Genomic DNA, 21,513 nt, shown 5'->3' with positions numbered 1-21,513 from the left:
TTCATATCCCTTAGATCTGACCGAGGACCGTCTTGAATTCCTCCATGTCGCGGGCATCGATCGCTTCCCTCAAGAGTTTTGTCAGGACATCTACATCGTCAATTTCCTCGATCTTCTCGACGATCTCTGCAGGAAGGGTGTTGAATCTCGTTCTCAGGGCCTCCGCCACCATCGCGCGCGCCCCTTTCAGTTTTCCCTCTTGTATTCCTTGGTGTAAACCTTGCTTTTTGCCCTGTTCCATGCCCTGTTCCATGCCCTGTTGCATGCCTTTTTGCATACCTTGCTTCATGCCCTGTTCCATACCTTGATGTAAGCCCTGCTTTTTGCCTTGCTCCATGCCTTTTTGCATGCCTTTTTGGATGCCCTGTTGCATGCCTTGTTGCATACCTTGCTCGATCCATTGCTCCGCCAGAGTAGGCATAATGTCACCTCCCTTCTCGTGAAAAACAGCTTTGGCGTTTCTAATCAGATCCTCGGCTTTCACCTGATCGTTCGCGGAGGCCACGTAACGCAACGCGGCCTCCAGCGCCCTCACCCGTTCTGCCCGGCCGGTGGTGGGGCCAGGCTCCGGACCTCGAATGCGCAGAGGTTCCGCTCCTTGCGGCTGAACTCGACGCCGATCAGATGGATGGGCCGGCCCGGGTCCAGGTATTTGTCGGCATAGCGCCGGGCCAGGATCTGCTCCAGGGCCCGTCCCTCGGGCTCGAGTTCCACCACCTTGAACTCGAAGACGAACACCCGCCCCTCGAAAAGCACGGTCATGTCCACCCGGCCGCGGCTGGTGGCGTCTTCCACCCGGATGTCCAGCCCGAGGGCCGCAAAATGGCTGTAGAAGACGCTCGCGTAGTAGCCCTCGTACTCGGCGATGGCGTTTTTGCGGTGCCAGTCGGCGGGGATGGCGGCGAACAGGGCCCGGAAATGGGCCTCGAGGGCGGCGAAGTCGGCGGATTGCAGGCTGCGGAGCAGGTTCAGGCGCAGCTGGTTCTCGCGGCCCGGGTCATTCAGGAAGGCGCCGGCCAGACAGACGTTCAGGCTTTGGTAGACCTCCTGGTTAGGATAACGCAGGTGGAAAAATCGCGCACCGGCCATATGTTCGACACGGTCGATGGTCAGGTAGCCGGTCTGGAAGAGCAGGGCCTCGAGAGGCATGGAGTCCACATCGAAGGTCGAAAGGAGCATTTCAGATGCCACGGTCTGATCCAGGCTGGGGGTGAAGACGCCGCGCTCCAACATAAGTTTGATCAAAAAAGTGGGGGTGCCTGACTCGAACCAGTAGGGGGCGATGGTTCCTTCGGCGAAAAAAAGCAGGATGTCGAATGGGTTGTAAACGCTCTCCCCGAGCCAGTTGTAGCCGTCGTACCATTCTCGCACGGCCGTCCGATCAAGACCCGGAAGCTCCGGGGCGAAGACCGTCTCCAGGTCGCCCTCGGTGTAGCCGCAGATCGCCGAATATTTAGGGCTCACACTGAGGTCCCGCAGGTTGTTCAGTCCGGAGAAGATCCCGGCCTTGCTGAATTTGGAGACCCCGGTCAGGAAGGCGAACCGGATATGGGCGTCGTTGTCCTTGATCACCGAGTAGAAGTCGCGCAGCACGTCCCGTACCCGGGCGGCCTCCTCCCTGTCCGCGATGGCGTCCAGGATGGGCTTGTCGTACTCGTCCACCAGGATGACCACCTGCCGGCCGGTTTTTTCATGGGTTTGGCGGATGAGCTGTTTGAAGCGGCTGCGGATTTCGGGAAACCGCATGCTGATCTCCCAATCCTCCTCAGCGTACGTAAGCTGCTCGATCAGGCTGTTTTCAAGCGCCTTGACCGATCCCAGGACACCCCCGGCAAAGCTGAAGAGCAAGACCGGGTGGGACACGGACCAGTCCCAGTGGTCCTCGGCGTAAAGCCCGGCAAAGAGTTCCCGGCTCCCGCTGAAGAGTTCCTTCAGGGTGTCCACCAGCAGGCTTTTTCCGAAGCGGCGGGGGCGCGAGAGAAAGTAGTACTTGCCCTGCTCGGCCAGGTCCACGGCATAGCCGGACTTGTCCACGTAATAGTAGCCGCTCTCCCGGATTTCCCGGAAAGACTGCACCCCGATGGGCAGTTTCTTTTTGGCGGTCATCTTGTGTGTGCTCCTAATGTTGCATTCACTGTCCGGCGAAAGTCCCTGGCCTGATCCGCGTGCGACAGGGTTTGCTTGAAGGTCCTGTCATGTGGAGTGTTTATCTTATCTGAAGCCATGTTAAACGTGCTCCCTCATCTCGTCAAGCTTCAAACCGGGCAGGGGGGCGGCTCCAGCCATGAAGGGCAGGGCCGTCCGTCTTGGCTGCTTTTTTCTGGTTATAGGGGCCGGTTTTTTGACCGGTGGCAATCATCTAGGCCATTGCAAGCATTTTCTGTGCCGGATAGGATTTATGTATTGCAATCGGCAGAAAATCATTGGTTCACCGGGCGCCTGTTCTCCCAGCCCCCCCCGGGCATCCACCGCGACCGCCCGGATGTCGTAATCCGAAGCCTTTCAAATACCCGGGGAGGTCGATAGAACTGAACTCCGAGATGCGGCTCCTCAGCGACCTCCTCCGGCGCACGGTGCGAATCGTCAAGACCCTGCCCAACACTGAATAACAGGATCGATTCGGGCTGTTTATAGCTTGACGGGCCGGCTGAGCACGCTTAACATGAGGCTAAAAAGGGTAACTGGCCAATATGACGATTGTTTTAACCAAATCCCGCTGCTTGGGCGCTGGGGTGGTGATTTTGTATTGTGTTTCCGTACCGGTGGAGCGGGTGGGTGCTATGGAGCGTTTGGTGCAGAAGGCGCGGCGACGTTGATATGGGGCGGCAAGCGCCCGGTCTCCAGACGTAAAGAACTTCTCTATGACGCAACACACGGTCTCCACGGAACGAACGAAAGGACGAGAGGATGAAAGCGGAATTTACAGCCATCATCGAAGCTGCTCCAGAAGGTGGGTACTGGGCGGTTTGCGCGGAGATCCCCGGTGCGAATGGACAAGGTGAGACAGTCGAGGAAACCAAGAATAGTCTGCGCCAAGCGATTGAATTGATACTGGAAGATCGACTTGCAGATATGCTTCGCGGGTTGCCCGAGGACGCGATTCGCGATAAGGTCGTCATTGGATGAAGCGGCTGGATCTGGAGCGTAGGCTGAGGTTTGCCGGTTGTTACTTGAAGCGCGAAGACGCTGGTCATGCCTTGTGGATAAACCCAAAAACCGGTGTTATTGAAGCAGTTCCACGTCATAAGGAAATCAAGGAGCCGTTGGCGAAGAAAATCCTCAAGAATCTCGACGCTCAATGATTCACATTTTCTCTCCCATTTCCTCGATCTTCTCGACGACCCCTGCATGAACGGTGTTGAAATTCGCTCCCAGGGCCTCCGGGGTTGTCACTCCTGCGGCCCGGCACCCCCGGCCGGTTGGTGCGGCAGGCTCCGGACCTCGAAGGCGCAGAGGTTCCGCTCCTTGCGGCTGAACTCGACGCCGATCAGATGGATGGGCCGGCCCGGGTCCAGGTATTTGTCGGCATAGCGCCGGGCCAGGATCTGCTCCAGGGCCCGGCCCTCGGGCTCCAGTTCCACCACCTTGAACGCGAAGACGAACACCCGCCCCTCGAAAAGCACGGTCATGTCCACCCGGCCGCGGCTGGTGGCGTCCTCCACCCGGATGTCCAGCCCGAGGGCCGCAAAATGGCTGTAGAAGACGCTGGCGTAGTAGCCCTCGTACTCGGCTATGGCGTTTTTGCGGTGCCAGTCGGCGGGGATGGCGGCGAACAGGGCCCGGAAATGGGCCTCCAGGGCGGCGAAGTCGGCGGATTGCAGGCTGCGGAGCAGGTTCAGGCGCAGCTGGTTCTCGCGGCCCGGGTCATTCAGGAAGGCCCCGGCCAGGCAGACGTTCAGGCTTTGGTAGACCTCGCGATTGGGATAGCCCAGGCGAAAAAATCGCGAGCCTGCGAGATCCTCCGTCCGGTGGAAGGTCAGGTAGCCGGTCTGGAAGAGCAGGGCCTCGACGGGCATGGTATCCACATCGAAGGTCGAGAGCAGCATCTCGGATGCCACGGTCTGCCCCAGGCTGGGGGTGAATACACCCCGCTCCAGCAGGAGCTTGACCAGGAAGGTGGGGGTGCCGGTCTCGAACCAGTAGGCCCCGAAGGTGCGCTTCGAGAAGAGCAGCAGCACGTCGAAGGGGTTGTAGACGCTCTCCCCCAGCCAGTTGTAGCCGTCATACCACTCCCGGATGAGCGCCCGATCGAGGCCCGGAAGCTCCGGGGCGAAGACCGTCTCCAGGTCGCCCTCGGTGTAGCCGCAGATGGCCGAATAGGGTGCTTCGACCGTGATGTCCCGCAGATTGTTCAGTCCGGAGAAGATCCCGGCCTTGCTGAACTTGGAGACCCCGGTCAGGAAGGCGAACCGGATATGGGCATCGTTGTCCTTGATCACCGAGTAGAAGTCGCGCAGCACGTCCCTCACCCGGGCGGCCTCTTCCCGGTCCGCGATGGCGTCCAGGATGGGCTTGTCATACTCGTCCACCAGGATGACCACCTGGCGGCCGCTCTGCCGGTGGGCGTGCAGAATCAGGTCGGCAAAGCGGCTGCGGATTTCGGGGTAGTGAGATTCAATCCCCAGGGTCTTTTCGTGCAGATCGAGCTGCCGCTCCAGATGATTGTGCAGATCCGCCACCGACCCGAGCACACCCCCGGCAAAGCTGAAGAGCAAGACCGGGTGGGACACGGACCAGTCCCAGTGGTCCTCGGCGTAAAGCCCGGCAAAGAGTTCCCGGCTCCCGCTGAAGAGTTCCTTCAGGGTGTCCACCAGCAGGCTTTTTCCGAAGCGGCGCGGGCGCGAGAGAAAGTAGTAGCTTCCCTCCTCGATCAGCCCCAGAATAAATCCGGTCTTATCGATATAGTAATAATCGCCTTCCCGGATCTTGCGGAAAGACTGCACCCCGATGGGCAGCTTCTTTTTAGCGGTCATCTTGCGTTTGCTCCCGGTGTTGCATGTATCGCCCGGCGGCGATTCGATCATCCCCCGGCTCTCCTGCTGTCGCCCGGAAGGCGGTTCAAAGGCGCTTTTCATATCCCTTAGATCTGACCGAGGACCGTCTTGAATTCCTCCATGTCGCGGGCATCGATCGCTTCCCTCAAGAGTTTTGTCAGGACATCTACATCGTCAATTTCCTCGATCTTCTCGACGATCTCTGCAGGAAGGGTGTTGAATCTCGTTCTCAGGGCCTCCGCCACCATCGCGCGCGCCCCTTTCAGTTTTCCCTCTTGTATTCCTTGGTGTAAACCTTGCTTTTTGCCCTGTTCCATGCCCTGTTCCATGCCCTGTTGCATGCCTTTTTGCATACCTTGCTTCATGCCCTGTTCCATACCTTGATGTAAGCCCTGCTTTCTGCCTTGCTCCATGCCTTTTTGCATGCCCTGTTGCATGCCTTGTTGCATACCTTGCTCGATCCATTGCTCCGCCAGAGTAGGCATAATGTCACCTCCCTTCTCGTGAAAAACAGCTTTGGCGTTTTTAATCAGATCCTCGGCCTTCACCTGATCGTTCGCGGAGGCCACGTAGCGCAGCGCGGCCTCCAGCGCTTCGAGGGCGCTCTCGTTGTCCGACAGGGACCTGAGGAGTTCGAGGAAGTCCGGCAGCCGCGCCGTCAGATCCTTTGAGAAGATATGCTTCAGCAGCAGGAGCGGCAGCCTGAGCCGGATGGCACCCTTGATCTGCTCGTCGCTGTATTGCGACAGGTCGCATAGCAGATACTCGAACTTCGGCACCAGAGGGCGCAATTCCCGGGGCAGCTCGAAAAGGTCTTCGAACGCGAGCCCGATCTTCCAGCAGCTCAGACCGTGATAGAGAACCACCGGGATCACCGGCGGGAGCGCCCCGGCCTCTCCCCGTTTCAACCACTCCGCCCATATCCGGACCATGTAGCGCAGCACCTGGTAGGCGGTCAGGCGATCCGGAGAACTCTTGTGCTCGAAGAGCAGATAGACGAAGGCCGAACCGCCTTGCTCGATCTCGACCTCGTAGAGCAGATCGGAGAAATAATGCTGCAGCTGGCGGTCGACGAAACTGCCCTTGCACACCGAAAGGGTTTCCAGATCCAGCAGGCGCGTGATCTCCGCCGGCAGGTAGTGGAGCACAAAATCTCTGGCCTGATCCGCGTGCGACAGGGTTTGCTTGAAGTACCTGTCATGCGGACTGTTTACCTTATCTGAAGCCATGTTAAACGTGCTCCCTCATCTCGTCAAGCTCCAAACCGGGCAGGGGGGTGGCTGCAGCCCTGAAGGGGAGGGCCGCCTGTCTGGGCTGCTTTTTTCCCGGCTATATCTGCCCGTTTTTTGAGCGGTGGCAATCATCCATGGCATCGCAAGCACGTTCTGTGCCGGATGGGATTCATGTATTGCAGTGCGCAAAATGTCATCCGCTCGCAAGAACGTCTATTGCAGAGGGTCGAGCGTCATCCGCTTAGCGAGAATGTATTCTCCCGACGTGACCGGCCATCGGCCGCCATCGTTCGGATGCGTCAATCCGGAGATTCGCCCACGGGCGCGGAGGCTGGTGCAATCTCCTCATCGTGGGGTTCGCGCAGAGGGCATCGCTCCATCCGCATAGAGGTTGCTGGCTCATTCATATCTTGGTCCCGGTCTATGACGGGATCGCCCCATCCGCCTGGAGGCAGCTGGCGAGATGGAGCGGTCCACCGCCCTGAAACAACGGCCCACGCCCCCTGAAAGGCCGCTGAACTTCCTCGATCCCGCGAAGTACAACTTCCTTGACCCTTCGAACCCCATTCCGTCCCCTTGGACCACTCCCTTTGACCATCGCCCACCGTCCATTCATCCGATTTTTCCCGGACTCGGTGAATGCTTTTCGAAGCCGCTCGAGCAGTTTTCTCCGCCCGCAAAGCCGCCGAGTGTCCTCGGTTCCGGTCCCTCCCCGGAAGCCGAAAAGGAATCAGCGAAAGAAGGGTTGCAGGTGCAGCTGTATCGAACCCGGCCCGAACGCGCCGATACCGGCGCTCCTTTGAAATCCATGCACGAAGACCCCAATCCAGCGTTTTACGAGAAAACGATCCGGAGGGCCAAGGATGTCATGCGGAAGTTGTTCATATCCGATAAAACACAGAAGGAGGTCCTGAGGGCGGTGAGGGACATCTGGGTGAATCATGCCTACGGGGTGCCGCTGCAAGAGAAAAGATCCAGGTGGCGGTTCTTGAAGGGCAGGCGGACCCGTGGCGAACCGATCATCGAGCTTCGCAAAAAGAAAAAGACCAAGCCATACTTCGAATGCACCCGTCAATTCTGGCTCCCCTATTACGAACACTGGAGGGCGGAGAGGAAGCGCAGGGCCGAGGAGTTTGGGGATCCGAGCTGGAGCCCTTATGATGAGAAATACAAAGCGATCTACCAACAGGTAGATGAGGAAACACTCAACGAGTTCTTTTCCTCAAAGCCTCAAGTGGACGCGTACTTGAATGAGCTGGAAGAGGGTGCCGAAGAAGTTTGCCGGCTTCGTAATAGCGTACCCGTCCGGCGCGTGGCGCGGACTGCCAAAACCTTGGCCGGGGCCCCGAAGAAAGGCTGCACCCCGATGGGCAGCTTCTTTTTAGCGGTCATCTTGCGTTTGCTCCCGGTGTTGCATTGACTGCCCGGCGGCGGATTCCATCATCCCCCGGCTCTCCTGCTGTCGCCCGGAAGGCGGTTCAAAGGCGCTTTTCATATCCCTTAGATCTGACCGAGGACCGTCTTGAATTCCTCCATGTCGCGGGCATCGATCGCTTCCCTCAAGAGTTTTGTCAGGACATCTACATCGTCAATTTCCTCGATCTTCTCGACGATCTCTGCAGGAAGGGTGTTGAATCTCGTTCTCAGGGCCTCCGCCACCATCGCGCGAGCCCCTTTCAGTTTTCCCTCTTGTATTCCTTGGTGTAAACCTTGCTTCTTGCCCTGTTCCACGCCCTGTTGCATGCCTTTTTGCATACCTTGCTCCATGCCTTTTTGCATGCCCTGTTGCATGCCTTTTTGCATGCCTTGTTGCATACCTTGCTCGATCCATTGCTCCGCCAGAGTAGGCATAATGTCACCTCCCTTCTCGTGAAAAACAGCTTTGGCGTTTTTAATCAGATCCTCGGCCTTCACCTGATCGTTCGCGGAGGCCACGTAGCGCAGCGCCGCCTCCAGCGCTTCGAGGGCGCTCTCGTTGTCCGACAGGGACCTGAGGAGTTCGAGGAAGTCCGGCAGCCGCGCCGTCAGATCCTTTGAGAAGATATGCTTCAGCAGCAGGAGCGGCAGCCTGAGCCGGATGGCGCCCTTGATCTGCTCGTCGCTGTATTGCGACAGGTCGCATAGCAGATACTTGAACTTCGGCACCAGAGGGCGCAATTCCCGGGGCAGCTCGAAAAGGTCTTCGAATGCGAGCCCGATCTTCCAGCAGCTCAGACCGTGATAGAGAACCACCGGGATTACCGGCGGGAGCGCCCCGGCCTCTCCCCGTTTCAACCACTCCGCCCATATCCGGACCATGTAGCGCAGCACCTGGTAGGCGGTCAGGCGATCCGGAGAACTCTTGTGCTCGAAGAGCAGATAGACGAAGGCCGAACCGCCTTGCTCGATCTCGACCTCGTAGAGCAGATCGGAGAAATAATGCTGCAGCTGGCGGTCGACGAAACTGCCCTTGCACACCGAAAGGGTTTCCAGATCCAGCAGGCGCGTGATCTCCGCCGGCAGGTAGTGGAGCACGAAGTCCCTGGCCTGATCCGCGTGCGACAGGGTTTGCTTGAAGTACCTGTCATGCGGACTGTTTACCTTATCTGAAGCCATGTTAAACGTGCTCCCTCGTCTCGTCAAGCTTCAAACCGGGCAGGGGGGTGGCTGCAGCCCTGAAGGGGAGGGCCGCCCGTCTTGGCTGCTTTTTTTCCGGCTATATCTGCCCGTTTTTTGAGCGGTGGCAATCATTCATGCCATTGCAAGCACGTTCTGTGCCGGATGGGATTCATGTATTGCAGTGCGCAAAACGTCATCCGCTCGCAAGAACGTCTATTGCAGAGGGTCGAGCGTCATCCGCTTAGCGAGAATGTATTCTCCCGACGTGACCGGCCATCGGCCGCCATCGTTCGGATGCGTCAATCCGGAGATTCGCCCACGGGCGCGGAGGCTGGTGCAATCTCCTCATCGTGGGGTTCGCGCAGAGGGCATCGCTCCATCCGCATAGAGGTTGCTGGCTCATTCATATCTTGGTCCCGGTCTATGACGGGATCGCCCCATCGGCCTGGAGGCGGCTATTGACAGGGGCTTTCCGTCGCTTGCCGAGTAGAAATCCACCCGTGTGGGCAGAGGTTGGTGCGGGGAGGCTGCATGGTTGGCTATCATCCGTAGAATCCACCCGTGTGGGCAGATGTTGGTGTTTTCGGTCAATTCCATATGATCAACATGCAGAAATCTACCCGTGTGGGCAGAGATTGGTGTTTTCGGTCGTGAGGTCCTGCAGACGAAGGCCCGTCGTGGTCGGGACAACCCGCTTTGCAGAGGATGTGCCATGCACTGTTGTTTGTGCATGCACCATGGGTTTTTGCTTTCGGTTTCGCTCTCCTTCCGTCCCGATCGGGCATTCAACCACCCGAACGGCAGGAACCACCCCCTCCACTACCCCGACCTGACGGCCTTGTTTTGGAAGAATGATGCCCTCGACGAGTTGGTGATCGCCTTTCCGGGGATGTCCTCTTTGGAAGACAGCGTGAAATGCGCAGAGATCCTTGCCGGGCTCGTGCCGAAACAATTATCGCAGGCGGATGGTTTAACGCAGGATGTGGACCGAGCATTGAAAAACGGGCAGCTTCGTCATCACCTCAAGTTGGTCGGGCACTCCATGGGCGGGGCGATAGCGGCCTATGCGGGGGCGAAGCACCATGTCCCGTTTGAGGTTTTCAATCCTCTCGGGCTGGGGTCTGGAATCCTTTCGACGCTCAAGAAAGAGGATATCCGGTATGCGAAGGAGCAAAGTGCCTGTTATATCGACGAAGGGGACTGGGTCAGCGACCCCCGCCGTCCCAAAGGCGGTCATTGGCTCTTTTCGGCTGGGCTCGGATTCCTCGGGGGAGGTTCGCACCTGGGGAAGTTCCACCTGATTCCGAACGAGTATCATCCACAGGATGGGGGACAGGATCTGCATAACCGACTCGATCTTGTCTTCGACCAGATGATCGGACGGCTTGTCCCTGATGCCCTGAGGTTGGAGAATATCTTCAAGCCTCCGAAAAAAGAGCCCGCGGTGAAGGATTCCAGCGATACGGTATCTCTTTGCTCCGACAAGAAGGGGGAATACTTGCCATGGGTGAGCATCTTGGAATACCGGCCTGAGCGCAGTGAATCAGTGCAGACAGGGGATCACTCCAGCGACCGCCCAAGCCATCTGAAAGACATAAAACCCACCCGGGACGACCGGCCCCTGATTGCGCCGCTTTCCAATCCTTTCGTCGTCGGCTATGCCGTCTATAGGGATTTTAACCTGGTCTTTCCGGATCTCAAAGGCATGACTCTCGAAGAGGCTCTGGTGATGATCGCCGAGGCCGCAAAACCCATTACGAACGTGGATATGAGATTTTACAACGTGGAAGTGGACGTCTACGACATCGATGGGACCGCCCTGCCAAAAAACCCTTTCAACTTGAGCCGCACGGTGCTCGAGCAGTATCCGCCCGCCGGCGCGGTTCAGCCCGTCTTCGTCTTGTGGAAGTCCATCGGGTGCAACGGTGCAAGCCTCTGGATCAAGTAACGGTGTTTGCTTGCCGCACCACCCCGTTGTGTCGCTTTACGGACGTTTGAGTGCAGAACTCCGAGAGGTGTGCCGTCAGCCACCCCCTCCGGCGCGTGGCGCGGACTGCCAAAACCCTGGCCGGGGCCCCGAAGAAAGGCTGCACCCCGATGGGCAGCTTCATTTTAGCGGTCATCTTGCGATTGCTCCCGATGTTGCATGTATCGCCCGGAGGCGGATTCGATCATCCCCCGGCTCCCCTGCCGTCGCCCGGAAGGCGGTTCAAAGGCGCTTTTCATATCCCTTAGATCTGACCGAGGACCGTCTTGAATTTCTCCATGTCGCGGGCATCGATCGCTTCCCTCAAGAGTTTTGTCAGGACATCTACATCGTCAATTTCCTCGATCTTCTCGACGATCTCTGCAGGAAGGGTGTTGAATCTCGTTCTCAGGGCCTCCGCCACCATCGCGCGCGCCCCTTTCAGTTTTCCCTCTTGTATTCCTTGGTGTAAACCTTGCTTTTTGCCCTGTTCCACGCCCTGTTGCATGCCTTGCTCCATGCCTTTTTGCATGCCTTGTTGCATACCTTGCTCGATCCATTGCTCCGCCAGAGTAGGCATAATGTCACCTCCCTTCTCGTGAAAAACAGCTTTGGCGTTTTTAATCAGATCCTCGGCCTTCACCTGATCGTTCGCGGAGGCCACGTAGCGCAGCGCGGCCTCCAGCGCCCTCACCCGTTCTGCCCGGCCGGTGGTGGGGCCAGGCTCCGGACCTCGAATGTGCAGAGGTTCCGTTCCTTGCGGCTGAACTCGACGCCGATCAGATGGATGGGCCGGCCCAGGTCCAGGTATTTGTCGGCATAGCGGCGAGCCAGGATCTGCTCCAGGGCCCGGCCCTCGGGCTCGAGTTCCACCACCTTGAACTCGAAGACGAACACCCGCCCCTCGAAAAGCACGGTCATGTCCACCCGGCCGCGGCTGGTGGCGTCTTCCACCCGGATGTCCAGCCCGAGGGCCGCAAAATGGCTGTAGAAGACGCTCGCGTAGTAGCCCTCGTACTCGGCGATGGCGTTTTTGCGGTGCCAGTCGGCGGGGATGGCGGCGAACAGGGCCCGGAAATGGGCCTCGAGGGCGTCGAAGTCGGCGGTGCTCAACACATCGTAAAGGCGGCTTACGACCCCCTCGGCCGCTCCGGGATCGGCCAGCAAAGATTTGAGCAGCACATCGTTCAGGGCGCTCTGCACCTCCAGGTTGGGGTAGCCCAGCCGGTACTCGGTCCGGGCGCCCATGCGCCGCGTCCCGGCAAAGGTCAGGTATCCGGTCTGGAAGAGCAGGGCCTCGACGGGCATGGTGTCCACATCGAAGGTCGAGAGCAGCATCTCGGAGGCTACGGTCTGCCCCAGGCTGGGGGTGAATACACCCCGCTCCAGCAGGAGCTTGACCAGGAAAGTGGGGGTGCCGGACTCGAACCAGTAGGCCCCGAAGGTGCGCTTGGAGAAGAGCAGCAGCACGTCGAAGGGGTTGTAGACGCTCTCCCCCAGCCAGTTGTACCCGTCGTACCACTCCCGGATGAGCGCCCGGTCCAGGCCCGGAAGCTCCGGGGCGAAGACTGCCTCCAAATCTTCCTCGGTGTACCCGCAGATGGCCGAATAGGGTGCTTCCACCGTGATGTCCCGCAGATTGTTCAGTCCGGAGAAGATCCCGGCCTTGCTGAACTTGGAGACCCCGGTCAGGAAGGCGAAGCGGATGTGGGCGTCGTTGTCCTTGATCACGGAGTAGAAGTCGCGCAGTACGTCCCGCACTCGGGCGGCCTCTTCCCGGTCCGCGATGGCATCCAGGATGGGCTTGTCGTACTCGTCCACCAGGATGACCACTTGGCGGCCGCTCTGCCGGTGGGCCTGTAAAATCAGGTCGGCGAAGCGGCTTCGGATTTCGGGGTAGTGGGCTTCGACCCCCAAGGCCTTTTCGTGCAGATCGAGCTGCCGCTCCAGATGATTCTGCAGATCCGCCACCGACCCGAGCACACCCCCGGCAAAGCTGAAGAGCAAGACCGGGTGGGATACGGACCAGTCCCAGTGTCCCTCGGCGTAAAGCCCGGCAAAGAACTCCCGGCTCCCGCTGAAGAGTTCCTTCAGGGTGTCCACCAGCAGGCTCTTCCCGAAGCGTCGGGGGCGCGAGAGAAAGTAGTAGCTTCCCTCCTCGATCAGCCCCAGAATAAATCCGGTTTTATCCACATAATAATAATCGCCTTCCCGAATCTTGCGGAAAGACTGCACCCCGATCGGCAGTTTCTTTTTGGCGTTCATCTTGCGTGTGCTCCCGGATTCACATTCACTGCCCGGCGAAACTCCCTGGCCTGCCCGGTGCGGCTTCTTCCCGGTCAAGAAGGGTGCATTCTACATCTCTCAGATCTGAGCGAGGACGGCCTTGAATTCCTCCATGTCGCGGACATGGATGACCTCTCGCAAAAGCTGTGTCAAAACCTCTGTATCTTCAATCTTCTCGATTTGCTTGACGACCTTTGGGGGAACGGCGTTGAATTTGGTTCTCAAGGCCTCAACCACCATCGCGCGTGTTCCCCTCAGTGTCCCTTGCTGCACTCCTTGCTGCAGGCCTCGTTGCATGCCTTGTTGCATGCCTTGCTTGATCCATTGCTCCGCCAGAGTGGGCATAATACCACCTCCCTTCCCGTCAAGAACCGCCTTGGCGCTTTTGATCAGATCATTGGCTTCCACCCGATCGCTGGCGGAGGCCACGTAGCGCAGCGCGGCCTCCAGCGCTTCGAGGGCGCTTTGGCTGTCGGACAGGGATTCCAACAGCCGCAGAAAGTCCGGCAGCCGCTCCACGAGATCATCGGAGAAGATATGCTTCAGCAGCAGGAGCGGCAGCCTGAGCCGGATGGCGCCCTTGATCTGCTCGTCGCTGTATTGCGACAGGTCGCACAGCAAATATTCGAACTTCGGTACCAGAGGGCGCAACTCCCGGGGCAGTTCGAAAAGGTCTTCGAATGTAAGCCCGATCTTCCAGCAGCTCAGACCGTGATAGAGAACCACCGGGATCACCGGCGGGAGCGCCCCGGCCTCTCCCCGTTTCAACCACTCCGCCCATATCCGGACCATGTAGCGCAGCACCTGGTAGGCGGTCAGGCGATCCGGAGAACTCTTGTGCTCGAAGAGCAGATAGACGAAGGCCGAACCGCCTTGCTCGATCTCGACCTCGTAGAGCAGATCGGAGAAATAGTGCTGCAGTTGGCGGTCGACGAAACTGCCCTTGCACACCGAAAGGGTTTCCAGATCCAGCAGACGCGTGACCTCCGCCGGCAGGTAGTGGAGCACGAAGTCCCTGGCCTGATCTGCGTGCGACAGGGTTTGCTTGAAGTACCTGTCATGCGGACTGTTTACCTTATCTGAAGCCATGTTAAACGTGCGTCCTCATCTCGTCAAGCTTCAAACCGGGCAGGGGGGCGGCTGCAGCCCTGAAGGGGAGGGCCGCCCGTCTTGGCTGCTTTTTTTCCGGCTATATCTGCCCGTTTTTTGAGCGGTGGCAATCATCCATGCCATTGCAAGCACTTTTTGTGCCGGATGGGATTCATGTATTGCAGTGCGCAAAACGTCATCCGCTCGCAAGAACGTCTATGGCAGAGGGTTGAGCGTCATCCGCTTAGCGAGAATGTATTCTCCCGACGTGACCGGCCATCGGGCGCGAGCGCCCGGATGCGGCAATCCGAGAATTCATGTATCCGCGCAGAGAAATATATCCCTCTATGCGCGCAGAGGCAGGTACGCGCAGCTCCCCCCGGTGCGGCAACCCATGCTGTGGATCCCTCTATACGTGCAGAGGCAGGTGTCCCCAAGTTCGAAGACTTTCGGAAAAGTCCGCCGCGGTCGGGACAGCCGTTCGCGGCAGATTCGATATGCACAGTCTTTTGTGCACAATGGCGGGGCCGTTTTACCTATCTTCCCTGTTCTCCCCTCGAACCCCAGGTCTGCCGGCCTTCCGGGTCGCAGCCTGAGCGAAGGAAAACAGGACGGTGCCCCGCTCGCCACGGCCTCGTTCAGCCCGCAGGGGACGTCCTTCGAACCGAATCCATAGATGGAAACAAGATGGGTTTCGGATTCGGTAGCGCGTAAACATGGGGGGAGGCGATGGTGTCGGCAAGCAGTCTTCGGGGACAGATCATCAGTCAGCGACAGGGGGGTGCTTCAAGGGGTTGGATGAGAATGTGGCAGTCGGAAGCGTTGCGTGCCTTCAAGGGCCATTATCGCGGCGGCCCTGCGTTTTCTGCAGCCGGTGGGGCCAGGCTCCGGACCTCGAAGGCGCAGAGGTTCCGCTCCCTGCGGCTGAACTCGACGCCGATCAGGTGGATGGGCCGGCCCAAATCCAGGTACTTCTCGGCGTAGCGCCGGGCCAGGATCTGGTCCAGGGCCCGTCCCTCGGGCTCCAGCTCCACCACCTTGAACTCGAAGACGAACACCCGCCCCTCGAAGAGCACCGTCATGTCCACCCGGCCGCGGCTGGTGGCGTCCTCCACCCGGATGTCCAGCCCGAGGGCCGCGAAATGGCTGTAGAAGACGCTCGCGTAGGAGCCTTCGTACTCGCCGATCGTGTTCCTGCGGTGCCAGTCGGCGGGGATGGCGGCGAACAGGGCCCGGAAATGGGCCTCGAGGGCGGTGAAGTCGGCGGACTGCAGGCTGCGCAGCAGGTTCAGGCGCAGCTGGGTCTCGCGGCCCGGGTCATTCAGGAAGGCGCCGGCCAGGCAGACGTTCAGGCTTTGGTAGACCTCGCGATTGGGATAGCCCAGGAGGAAAAACCGCGCGCCGGCGATATCCTCCGTGCGGTGAAAGGTCAGGTAACCGGTCTGGAAGAGCAGGGCCTCGACAGGCATGGTGTCTACATCGAAGGTCGAAAGGAGCATTTCGGATGCCACGGTCTGCCCCAGGCTGGGGGTGAATACACCCCGCTCCAGCAGGAGCTTGACCAGGAAGGTGGGGGTGCCGGTCTCGAACCAGTAGGCCCCGAAGGTGCGCTTGGAGAAGAGCAGCAGCACGTCGAAGGGGTTGTAGACGCTCTCCCCCAGCCAGTTGTAGCCGTTGTACCACTCCCGCACGGCCGCCCGATCCAGGCCCGGAAGCTCAGGGGCGAAGACTGTCTCCAGGTCGGTCTCGGTGTAGCCGCAGATGGCCGAGTAGGGCGCTTCCACCGTGATGTCCCTCAGGTTGTTGAGGCCCGAGAAGATTCCAGCCTTGCTGAATTTGGAGACTCCGGTCAGGAAGGCGAAGCGGATGTGGGCGTCGTTGTCCTTGATCACCGAGTAGAAGTCGCGCAGCACGTCCCGTACCCGGGCGGCCTCTTCCCGGTCCGCGATGGCGTCCAGGATGGGCTTGTCGTACTCGTCCACCAATATAACTACCCGCCGGCCGGTTTGCCGATGGGCGTGCAGAATCAGGTCGGCAAAGCGGCTTCGGATTTCGGGGTAGTGGGCTTCGACCCCCAGGGTCTCTTCGTGCAGATCGAGCTGCCGCTCCAGATGATTCTGCAGATCCGCCACCGACCCGAGCACACCCCCGGCAAAACTGAAGAGCAAGACCGGGTGGGATACGGACCAGTCCCAGTGGTTCTCGGCGTAAAGCCCGGCAAACAGCTCCCGGCTCCCGCTGAAGAGTTCCTTCAGGGTGTCCACCAGCAGGCTTTTTCCGAAGCGGCGGGGCCGGGAGAGAAAGTAGTACTTGCCCTGCTCGGCCAGGTCCACGGCATAGCCGGACTTGTCCACGTAATAGTAGCCGCCCTCCCGGATTTCCCGGAAAGACTGCAACCCGATGGGCAGCTTCATTTTAGCGGTCATTTTGCGATTGCTCCCGGATTCGGTCCCGAAGGCCTTGCGCCTAGCCGGCTTTCCTCGTATGTCCTGGTTAGATTTCGCTTTTGTAGGCATCTTTACGATTGCCGATTCTAAGGATGAGGATGTCAAGATCCAACAGGGCATAGATCACCCTATAGTCCACGACGCGGTACTTACGAAGCCCCGCAAACTGACCCTTGAGCACAGGATTGGATTCAGGGTGCTTGATCAGGTTCTTCTCGATGAGGTCAAGGATCCGTTTCGCCTCGGGCTTCGATAGCTTCATGAGGTCGCGGTGCACCGACTTCTTGTAGACGATGTTATAGGCCAAGAGACTTCCTCATCTCTTTGGCTGAAATAGCCTCGTCCCCCTTATCGTGGAGTCGGTCCAGGGCGATCTGGAGATCCGCGAAATCCTCGATATAGGATTCCAGGGCCTTCTGAATGATGAAAGAGCGGGACCTTTCGGTCTCTTTGGCTATGCTATCTAGTTGGCTGGCAAGATCCTTGGGAAGCCGTACTGATATTGCTGTATTCATAACGCATCTCCTGTCATTTATGTATTACACAAGTATACAGGAATGCCTGTTTTGTCAAGTAGTTTCCAATCCGGAAATGGTCTTTTTGGCCAATCTCGGCGTCAATCTGCTTCTCTCCCATTTCCTCGATCTTTTCGACGACTTCTGCATGAACGGTGTTGAAATTCGCTCCCAGGGCCTCCGGGGCTGTCACTCCTGCGGCCCGGCACCCCCGGCCGTTTGGTGCGGCGGCAGGCTCCGGACCTCGAATGCGCAGAGGTTCCGCTCCCTGCGGCTGAACTCGATGCCGATCAGGTGGATGGGCCGGCCCAGGTCCTGGTACTTCTCGGCGTAGCGCCGGGCCAGGATCTGCTCCAGGGCCCGGCCCTCAGGCTCCAACTCCACCACCTTGAACTCGAAGACGAACACCCGCCCCTCGAAGAGCACCGTCATGTCCACCCGGCCGCGGCTGGTGGCGTCCTCCACCCGGATGTCCAGCCCGAGGGCCGCAAAATGGCTGTAGAAGACGTTGGCGTAGTAGCCCTCGTACTCGGCGATGGCGTTTTTGCGGTGCCAGTCGGCGGGGATGGCGGCGAACAGGGCCCGGAAATGGGCCTCCAGGGCGGCGAAGTCGGCGGACTGCAGGCTGCGCAGCAGGTTCAGGCCTCGATCAGCCCCAGAATAAATCGGGTCTTATCCACATAATAATAATCGCATTCCCGAATCTTGCGGAAAGACTGCACCCCGATCGGCAGTTTCTTTTTGGCGGTCATCTGGTGTGTGCTCCCGGTGTTGTGGTCACCGCCCGGCGGCGGATGCGATCATCCCCCGGCTCTCCTGCCGTCGCCCGGAAGGCGGTTCAAAGGCGCTTTTCATATCCCTTGGATCTGACCGAGGACCGTCTTGAATTCCTCCATGTCGCGGGCGTTGATCGCTTCTCTCAAGAGTTTTGTCAGGACATCTACATCGTCGGTTTCCTCGATCCTCTCGACGATCTCTGCAGGAAGGGTGTTGAATTTCGTTCTCAGGGCCTCCGCCACCATCGCGCGCGTCCCTTTCAGTGTTCCCTCTTGTATTCCTTGGTGTAAACCTTGCTTTTTGCCCTGTTCCATGCCTTGTTGAATGCCCTGTTCTATGCCTTGGTGTAGGCCCTGCTTTCTGCCTTGCTCCATGCCCTTTTGCATACCTTGTTGCATACCTTGTTGCATGCCTTTTTGCATCCCTTGCTCGATCCATTGCTCCGCCAGAGTAGGCATAATGTCACCTCCCTTCTCGTGAAAAACAGCTTTGGCGTTTCTGATCAGATCCTCGGCTTTCACCTGATCGTTCGCGGAGGCCACGTAGCGCAGCGCCGCCTCCAGCGCTTCGAGGGCGCTCTCGTTGTCCGACAGGGACCTGAGGAGCTTGAGGAAGTCCGGCAGCCGCGCCGTCAGATCCTTTGAGAAGATATGCTTCAGCAGCAGGAGCGGCAGCCTGAGCCGAATGGCGCCCTTGATCTGCTCGTCGCTGTATTGTGACAGGTCGCATAGCAGATACTCGAACTTCGGCACCAGAGGGCGCAACTCCCGGGGCAGTTCGAAAAGGTCTTCGAACGCGAGCCCGATCTTCCAGCAGCTCAAACCGTGATAGAGAACGACCGGAATCACCGGCGGGAGCGCCCCGGCCTCTCCCCGTTTCAACCACTCCGCCCATATCCGGACCATGTAGCGCAGCACCTGATAGGCGGTGAGGCGATCCGGAGAACTCTTGTGCTCGAAGAGCAGATAGACGAAGGCCGAACCGCCCGGTTTGATCTCGACCTGATAGAGCAGATCGGAGAAGTAATGCTGCAGCTGGCGGTCGACGAAACTGCCCTTGCACACCGAAAGGGTATCCAGATCCAGCAGGCGCGTGATCTCCGCCGGCAGGTAGTGGAGCACGAAGTCCCTGGCCTGATCCGCGTGCGACAGGGTTTGCTTGAAGTACCTGTCATGTGGACTGTTTACCTTATCTGAGGTCATGTTAAACGTGCTCCCTCGTCTCGTCAAGCTTCAAACCGGGCAGGGGGGCGGCTGCAGCCCTGAAGGGGAGGGCCGCCCGTCTTGGCTGCTTTTTTTCCGGCTATATCTGCCCGTTTTTTGAGCGGTGGCAATCATCCATGCCATTGCAAGCACTTTTTGTGCCGGATGGGATTCATGTATTGCAGTGCGCAAAACGTCATCCGCTCGCAAGAACGTCTATGGCAGAGGGTTGAGCGTCATCCGCTCTCAAGAACGTCTATGGCAGAGGGGTGAGCGTCATCCGTTTGGCGAGAATGTATTCTTCGGGCGGGACCGGCCATCGGGCGCGAGCGCCCGGATGCGGCAATCCGAGAATTCATGTATCCGCGCAGAGAAATATATCCCTAACTTCGAACACTTTCGGAAAAGTCCGCCGCGGTCGGGACAGCCGTTCGCGGCAGATTCGATATGCACAGTCTTTTGTGCACAATGGCGGGGCCGTTTTACCTATCTTCCCTGTTCTCCCCTCGAACCCCAGGTCTGCCGGCCTTCCGGGTCGCAGCCTGAGCGAAGGAAAACAGGACGGTGCCCCGCTCGCCACGGCCTCGTTCAGCCCGCAGGGGACGTCCTTCGAACCGAATCCATAGATGGAAACAAGATGGGTTTCGGATTCGGTAGCGCGTAAACATGGGGGGAGGCGATGGTGTCGGCAAGCAGTCTTCGGGGACAGATCATCAGTCAGCGACAGGGGGGTGCTTCAAGGGGTTGGATGAGAATGTGGCAGTCGGAAGCGTTGCGTGCCTTCAAGGGCCATTATCGCGGCGGCCCTGCGTTTTCTGCAGCCGGTGGGGCCAGGCTTCGGACCTCGAAGCCGCAGAGGTTCCGCTCCTTGCGGCTGAACTCGACGCCGATCAGATGGATGGGCCGGCCCAGGTCCTGGTACTTCTCGGCGTAGCGCTGCGCCAGGATCTGCTCCAGGGCCCGGCCCTCGGGCTCCAGCTCCACCACCTTGAACTCGAAGACGAACACCCGCCCCTCGAAGAGCACCGTCATGTCCACCCGGCCGCGGCTGGTGGCGTCCTCCACCCGGATGTCCAGCCCGAGGGCCGCGAAGTGGCTGTAGAAGACGCTCGCGTAGTAGCCTTCGTACTCGCCGATCGTGTTCCTGCGGTGCCAGTCGGCGGGGATGGCGGCGAACAGGGCCCGGAAATGGACCTCGAGGGCGATGAAGTCGGCGGTGCTCAACACATCGTACAGCCGGCTTACGACCCCCTCGGCCGCTCCGGGATCGGCGAGCAGGGATTTGAGCAGCACATCGTTGAGGGCGCTTTGCACCTCCAGGTTGGGATAGCCCAGCCGGTACTCGGTCCGGGCGCCCATGCGGCGCGTCCCGGCGAAGGTCAGGTAACCGGTCTGGAAGAGCAGGGCCTCGGTGGGCATGGTGTCCACATCGAAGGTCGAAAGGAGCATTTCGGATGCCACGGTCTGCCCCAGGCTTGGGGTGAAGACGCCCCGTTCCGTAAGCAGCTTGACCAGGAAGGTGGGGGTGCCGGTCTCGAACCAGTAGGCCCCGAAGATGCGCTTGGAGAAGAGCAGCAGCACGTCGAAGGGGTTGTAGACGCTCTCCCCCAGCCAGTTGTACCCGTTGTACCACTCCCGGATGAGCGCCCGGTCCAGGCCCGGGAGCTCCGGGGCGAAGACCGTCTCGAGGTCGGCCTCGGTGTAGCCGCAGATGGTCGAGTAGGGCGCTTCCACCGTGATGTCCCGCAGGTTGTTGAGACCCGAGAAGATCCCGGCCTTGCTGAACTTGGAGACTCCGGTCAGGAAGGCGAAGCGGATGTGGGCGTCGTTGTCCTTGATCACCGAGTAGAAGTCGCGCAGCACGTCCCGCACCCCGGCGGCCTCTTCCCGGTCCGCGATGGCGTCCAGGATGGGCTTGTCGTATTCGTCCACGAGGATGACCACCCGGCGGCCGCTCTGCCGGTGGGCCTGTAAAATCAGGTCGGCGAAGCGGCTTCGGATTTCGGGGTAGTGGGCTTCGACCCCCAGGGTCTTTTCGTGCAGATCGAGCTGCCGCTCCAGATGCTTCTGCAGATCCGCCACCGACTTGAGTACGCCTCCGGCGAAGCTGAAGACCAGGACCGGGTGGGATACGGACCAGTCCCAGTGTCCCTCGGCGTAAAGCCCCGCAAAGAGCTCCCGGCTCCCGCTGAAGAGTTCCTTCAGGGTGTCCACCAGCAGGCTTTTTCCGAAGCGCCGGGGGCGCGAGAGAAAGTAGTACTTGCCCTGGTCGGCGAGGTCCACTGCATAGCCGGACTTGTCGACGTAATAGTAGCCGCCCTCCCGTATTTCCCGGAAAGACTGCACCCCGATGGGCAGCTTCTTTTTAGCGGTCATCTGGTGTGTGCTCCCAGTGTTGCATGTATCG

Annotated in this window: 19 protein-coding genes and 1 pseudogene; 4 read left to right on the top strand and 16 right to left on the bottom strand. The window is 59.4% G+C overall.

Features of this window, described 5'->3' with window-relative positions; translation table 11 throughout:
* Nucleotides 1-10: 10 nt before the first annotated feature.
* Nucleotides 11-514, bottom strand: a complete 504-nt coding sequence (locus ACZ500_RS08995; RefSeq protein WP_464232170.1) for a hypothetical protein — start codon at nt 512-514, stop codon at nt 11-13.
* Nucleotides 515-531: 17 nt separating this feature from the next.
* On the bottom strand, nt 532-2,106 hold the full coding sequence (locus tag ACZ500_RS08990; RefSeq protein WP_464232169.1) for an ATP-binding protein: 1,575 nt from the start codon (nt 2,104-2,106) through the stop codon (nt 532-534).
* An 801-nt stretch (nt 2,107-2,907) separates the two neighbouring features.
* Between ACZ500_RS08990 and ACZ500_RS08985 the strand changes: the two genes are divergently transcribed.
* Both ACZ500_RS08985 and ACZ500_RS08980 read left to right on the top strand, forming a co-directional pair.
* Nucleotides 2,908-3,126 (top strand): type II toxin-antitoxin system HicB family antitoxin, encoded by a 219-nt coding sequence (locus tag ACZ500_RS08985; protein ID WP_464232168.1) that lies wholly within the window; start codon nt 2,908-2,910, stop codon nt 3,124-3,126.
* Nucleotides 3,123-3,302 carry a type II toxin-antitoxin system HicA family toxin gene (locus ACZ500_RS08980; RefSeq protein ID WP_464232167.1) on the top strand — a complete coding sequence of 60 codons (180 nt, stop codon included), beginning with the start codon at nt 3,123-3,125 and terminating at the stop codon, nt 3,300-3,302. The genes ACZ500_RS08985 and ACZ500_RS08980 overlap by 4 nt, the downstream gene beginning before the upstream one ends.
* 87 nt (nt 3,303-3,389) lie before the next feature.
* On the opposite strand, the gene ACZ500_RS08975 is transcribed toward ACZ500_RS08980, so the two are convergent.
* On the bottom strand, nt 3,390-5,024 hold the full coding sequence (locus ACZ500_RS08975) for an ATP-binding protein (protein ID WP_464232166.1): 1,635 nt from the start codon (nt 5,022-5,024) through the stop codon (nt 3,390-3,392).
* Nucleotides 5,025-5,080: 56 nt separating this feature from the next.
* The gene (locus tag ACZ500_RS08970) at nt 5,081-6,223 is read right to left on the bottom strand and encodes an Rpn family recombination-promoting nuclease/putative transposase (RefSeq protein ID WP_464232165.1); all 1,143 of its coding nucleotides are present in this window, start codon (nt 6,221-6,223) and stop codon (nt 5,081-5,083) included.
* A gap of 466 nt (nt 6,224-6,689) precedes the next feature.
* On the opposite strand from ACZ500_RS08970, the gene ACZ500_RS08965 reads away from it, so the two are divergent.
* Nucleotides 6,690-7,646 carry a hypothetical protein gene (locus ACZ500_RS08965; RefSeq protein ID WP_464232164.1) on the top strand — a complete coding sequence of 319 codons (957 nt, stop codon included), beginning with the start codon at nt 6,690-6,692 and terminating at the stop codon, nt 7,644-7,646.
* 80 nt (nt 7,647-7,726) lie between these two features.
* On the opposite strand, the gene ACZ500_RS08960 is transcribed toward ACZ500_RS08965, so the two are convergent.
* The gene (locus ACZ500_RS08960) at nt 7,727-8,821 is read right to left on the bottom strand and encodes an Rpn family recombination-promoting nuclease/putative transposase (RefSeq protein WP_464232163.1); all 1,095 of its coding nucleotides are present in this window, start codon (nt 8,819-8,821) and stop codon (nt 7,727-7,729) included.
* A gap of 748 nt (nt 8,822-9,569) precedes the next feature.
* Between ACZ500_RS08960 and ACZ500_RS08955 the strand changes: the two genes are divergently transcribed.
* Nucleotides 9,570-10,772, top strand: a complete 1,203-nt coding sequence (locus tag ACZ500_RS08955) for a hypothetical protein (RefSeq protein ID WP_464232162.1) — start codon at nt 9,570-9,572, stop codon at nt 10,770-10,772.
* On the opposite strand, the gene ACZ500_RS08950 is transcribed toward ACZ500_RS08955, so the two are convergent.
* The 11 genes and pseudogenes from ACZ500_RS08950 to ACZ500_RS08900 all read right to left on the bottom strand — a co-directional run bounded on the left by ACZ500_RS08950 (nt 10,765) and on the right by ACZ500_RS08900 (nt 21,482).
* On the bottom strand, nt 10,765-10,947 hold the full coding sequence (locus ACZ500_RS08950) for a hypothetical protein (protein WP_464232161.1): 183 nt from the start codon (nt 10,945-10,947) through the stop codon (nt 10,765-10,767). The genes ACZ500_RS08955 and ACZ500_RS08950 overlap by 8 nt on opposite strands.
* Nucleotides 10,948-11,055: 108 nt before the next feature.
* Nucleotides 11,056-11,484, bottom strand: coding sequence for an RpnC/YadD family protein (locus ACZ500_RS08945; protein ID WP_464232160.1), 429 nt, complete (start codon nt 11,482-11,484; stop codon nt 11,056-11,058).
* Entirely contained in the window at nt 11,481-13,055 is a 1,575-nt protein-coding gene (locus ACZ500_RS08940) for an ATP-binding protein (RefSeq protein WP_464232159.1), read from the bottom strand. Before ACZ500_RS08940 ends, ACZ500_RS08945 begins: the two co-directional genes overlap by 4 nt.
* Before the next feature lie 99 nt (nt 13,056-13,154).
* A complete protein-coding gene (locus tag ACZ500_RS08935; RefSeq protein WP_464232158.1) occupies nt 13,155-14,165 on the bottom strand; it encodes an Rpn family recombination-promoting nuclease/putative transposase in 1,011 nt (336 codons plus the stop codon).
* 842 nt (nt 14,166-15,007) lie between these two features.
* Nucleotides 15,008-16,591 carry an ATP-binding protein gene (locus tag ACZ500_RS08930; RefSeq protein ID WP_464232157.1) on the bottom strand — a complete coding sequence of 528 codons (1,584 nt, stop codon included), beginning with the start codon at nt 16,589-16,591 and terminating at the stop codon, nt 15,008-15,010.
* A gap of 67 nt (nt 16,592-16,658) precedes the next feature.
* Entirely contained in the window at nt 16,659-16,919 is a 261-nt protein-coding gene (locus ACZ500_RS08925; RefSeq protein ID WP_464232156.1) for a type II toxin-antitoxin system RelE family toxin, read from the bottom strand.
* Entirely contained in the window at nt 16,909-17,127 is a 219-nt protein-coding gene (relB, locus tag ACZ500_RS08920; protein WP_464232155.1) for a type II toxin-antitoxin system RelB family antitoxin, read from the bottom strand. The genes ACZ500_RS08925 and relB overlap by 11 nt, the downstream gene beginning before the upstream one ends.
* A 189-nt stretch (nt 17,128-17,316) precedes the next feature.
* Nucleotides 17,317-17,751: pseudogene (locus tag ACZ500_RS08915) on the bottom strand (PD-(D/E)XK nuclease domain-containing protein); the annotation flags it as partial.
* Nucleotides 17,752-17,765: 14 nt separating this feature from the next.
* Nucleotides 17,766-17,879 carry an AAA family ATPase gene (locus ACZ500_RS08910; RefSeq protein WP_464232154.1) on the bottom strand — a complete coding sequence of 38 codons (114 nt, stop codon included), beginning with the start codon at nt 17,877-17,879 and terminating at the stop codon, nt 17,766-17,768.
* A 99-nt stretch (nt 17,880-17,978) separates the two neighbouring features.
* Nucleotides 17,979-19,106, bottom strand: a complete 1,128-nt coding sequence (locus ACZ500_RS08905; RefSeq protein ID WP_464232153.1) for an Rpn family recombination-promoting nuclease/putative transposase — start codon at nt 19,104-19,106, stop codon at nt 17,979-17,981.
* A gap of 792 nt (nt 19,107-19,898) precedes the next feature.
* A complete protein-coding gene (locus tag ACZ500_RS08900) occupies nt 19,899-21,482 on the bottom strand; it encodes an ATP-binding protein (RefSeq protein WP_464232152.1) in 1,584 nt (527 codons plus the stop codon).
* Nucleotides 21,483-21,513 lie beyond the last annotated feature (31 nt).

Source organism: Desulfatiglans parachlorophenolica (assembly GCF_055394735.1).
Note: the sequence above shows the minus strand (reverse complement) of the source record. Positions and strands in the feature narration are given on the sequence as shown.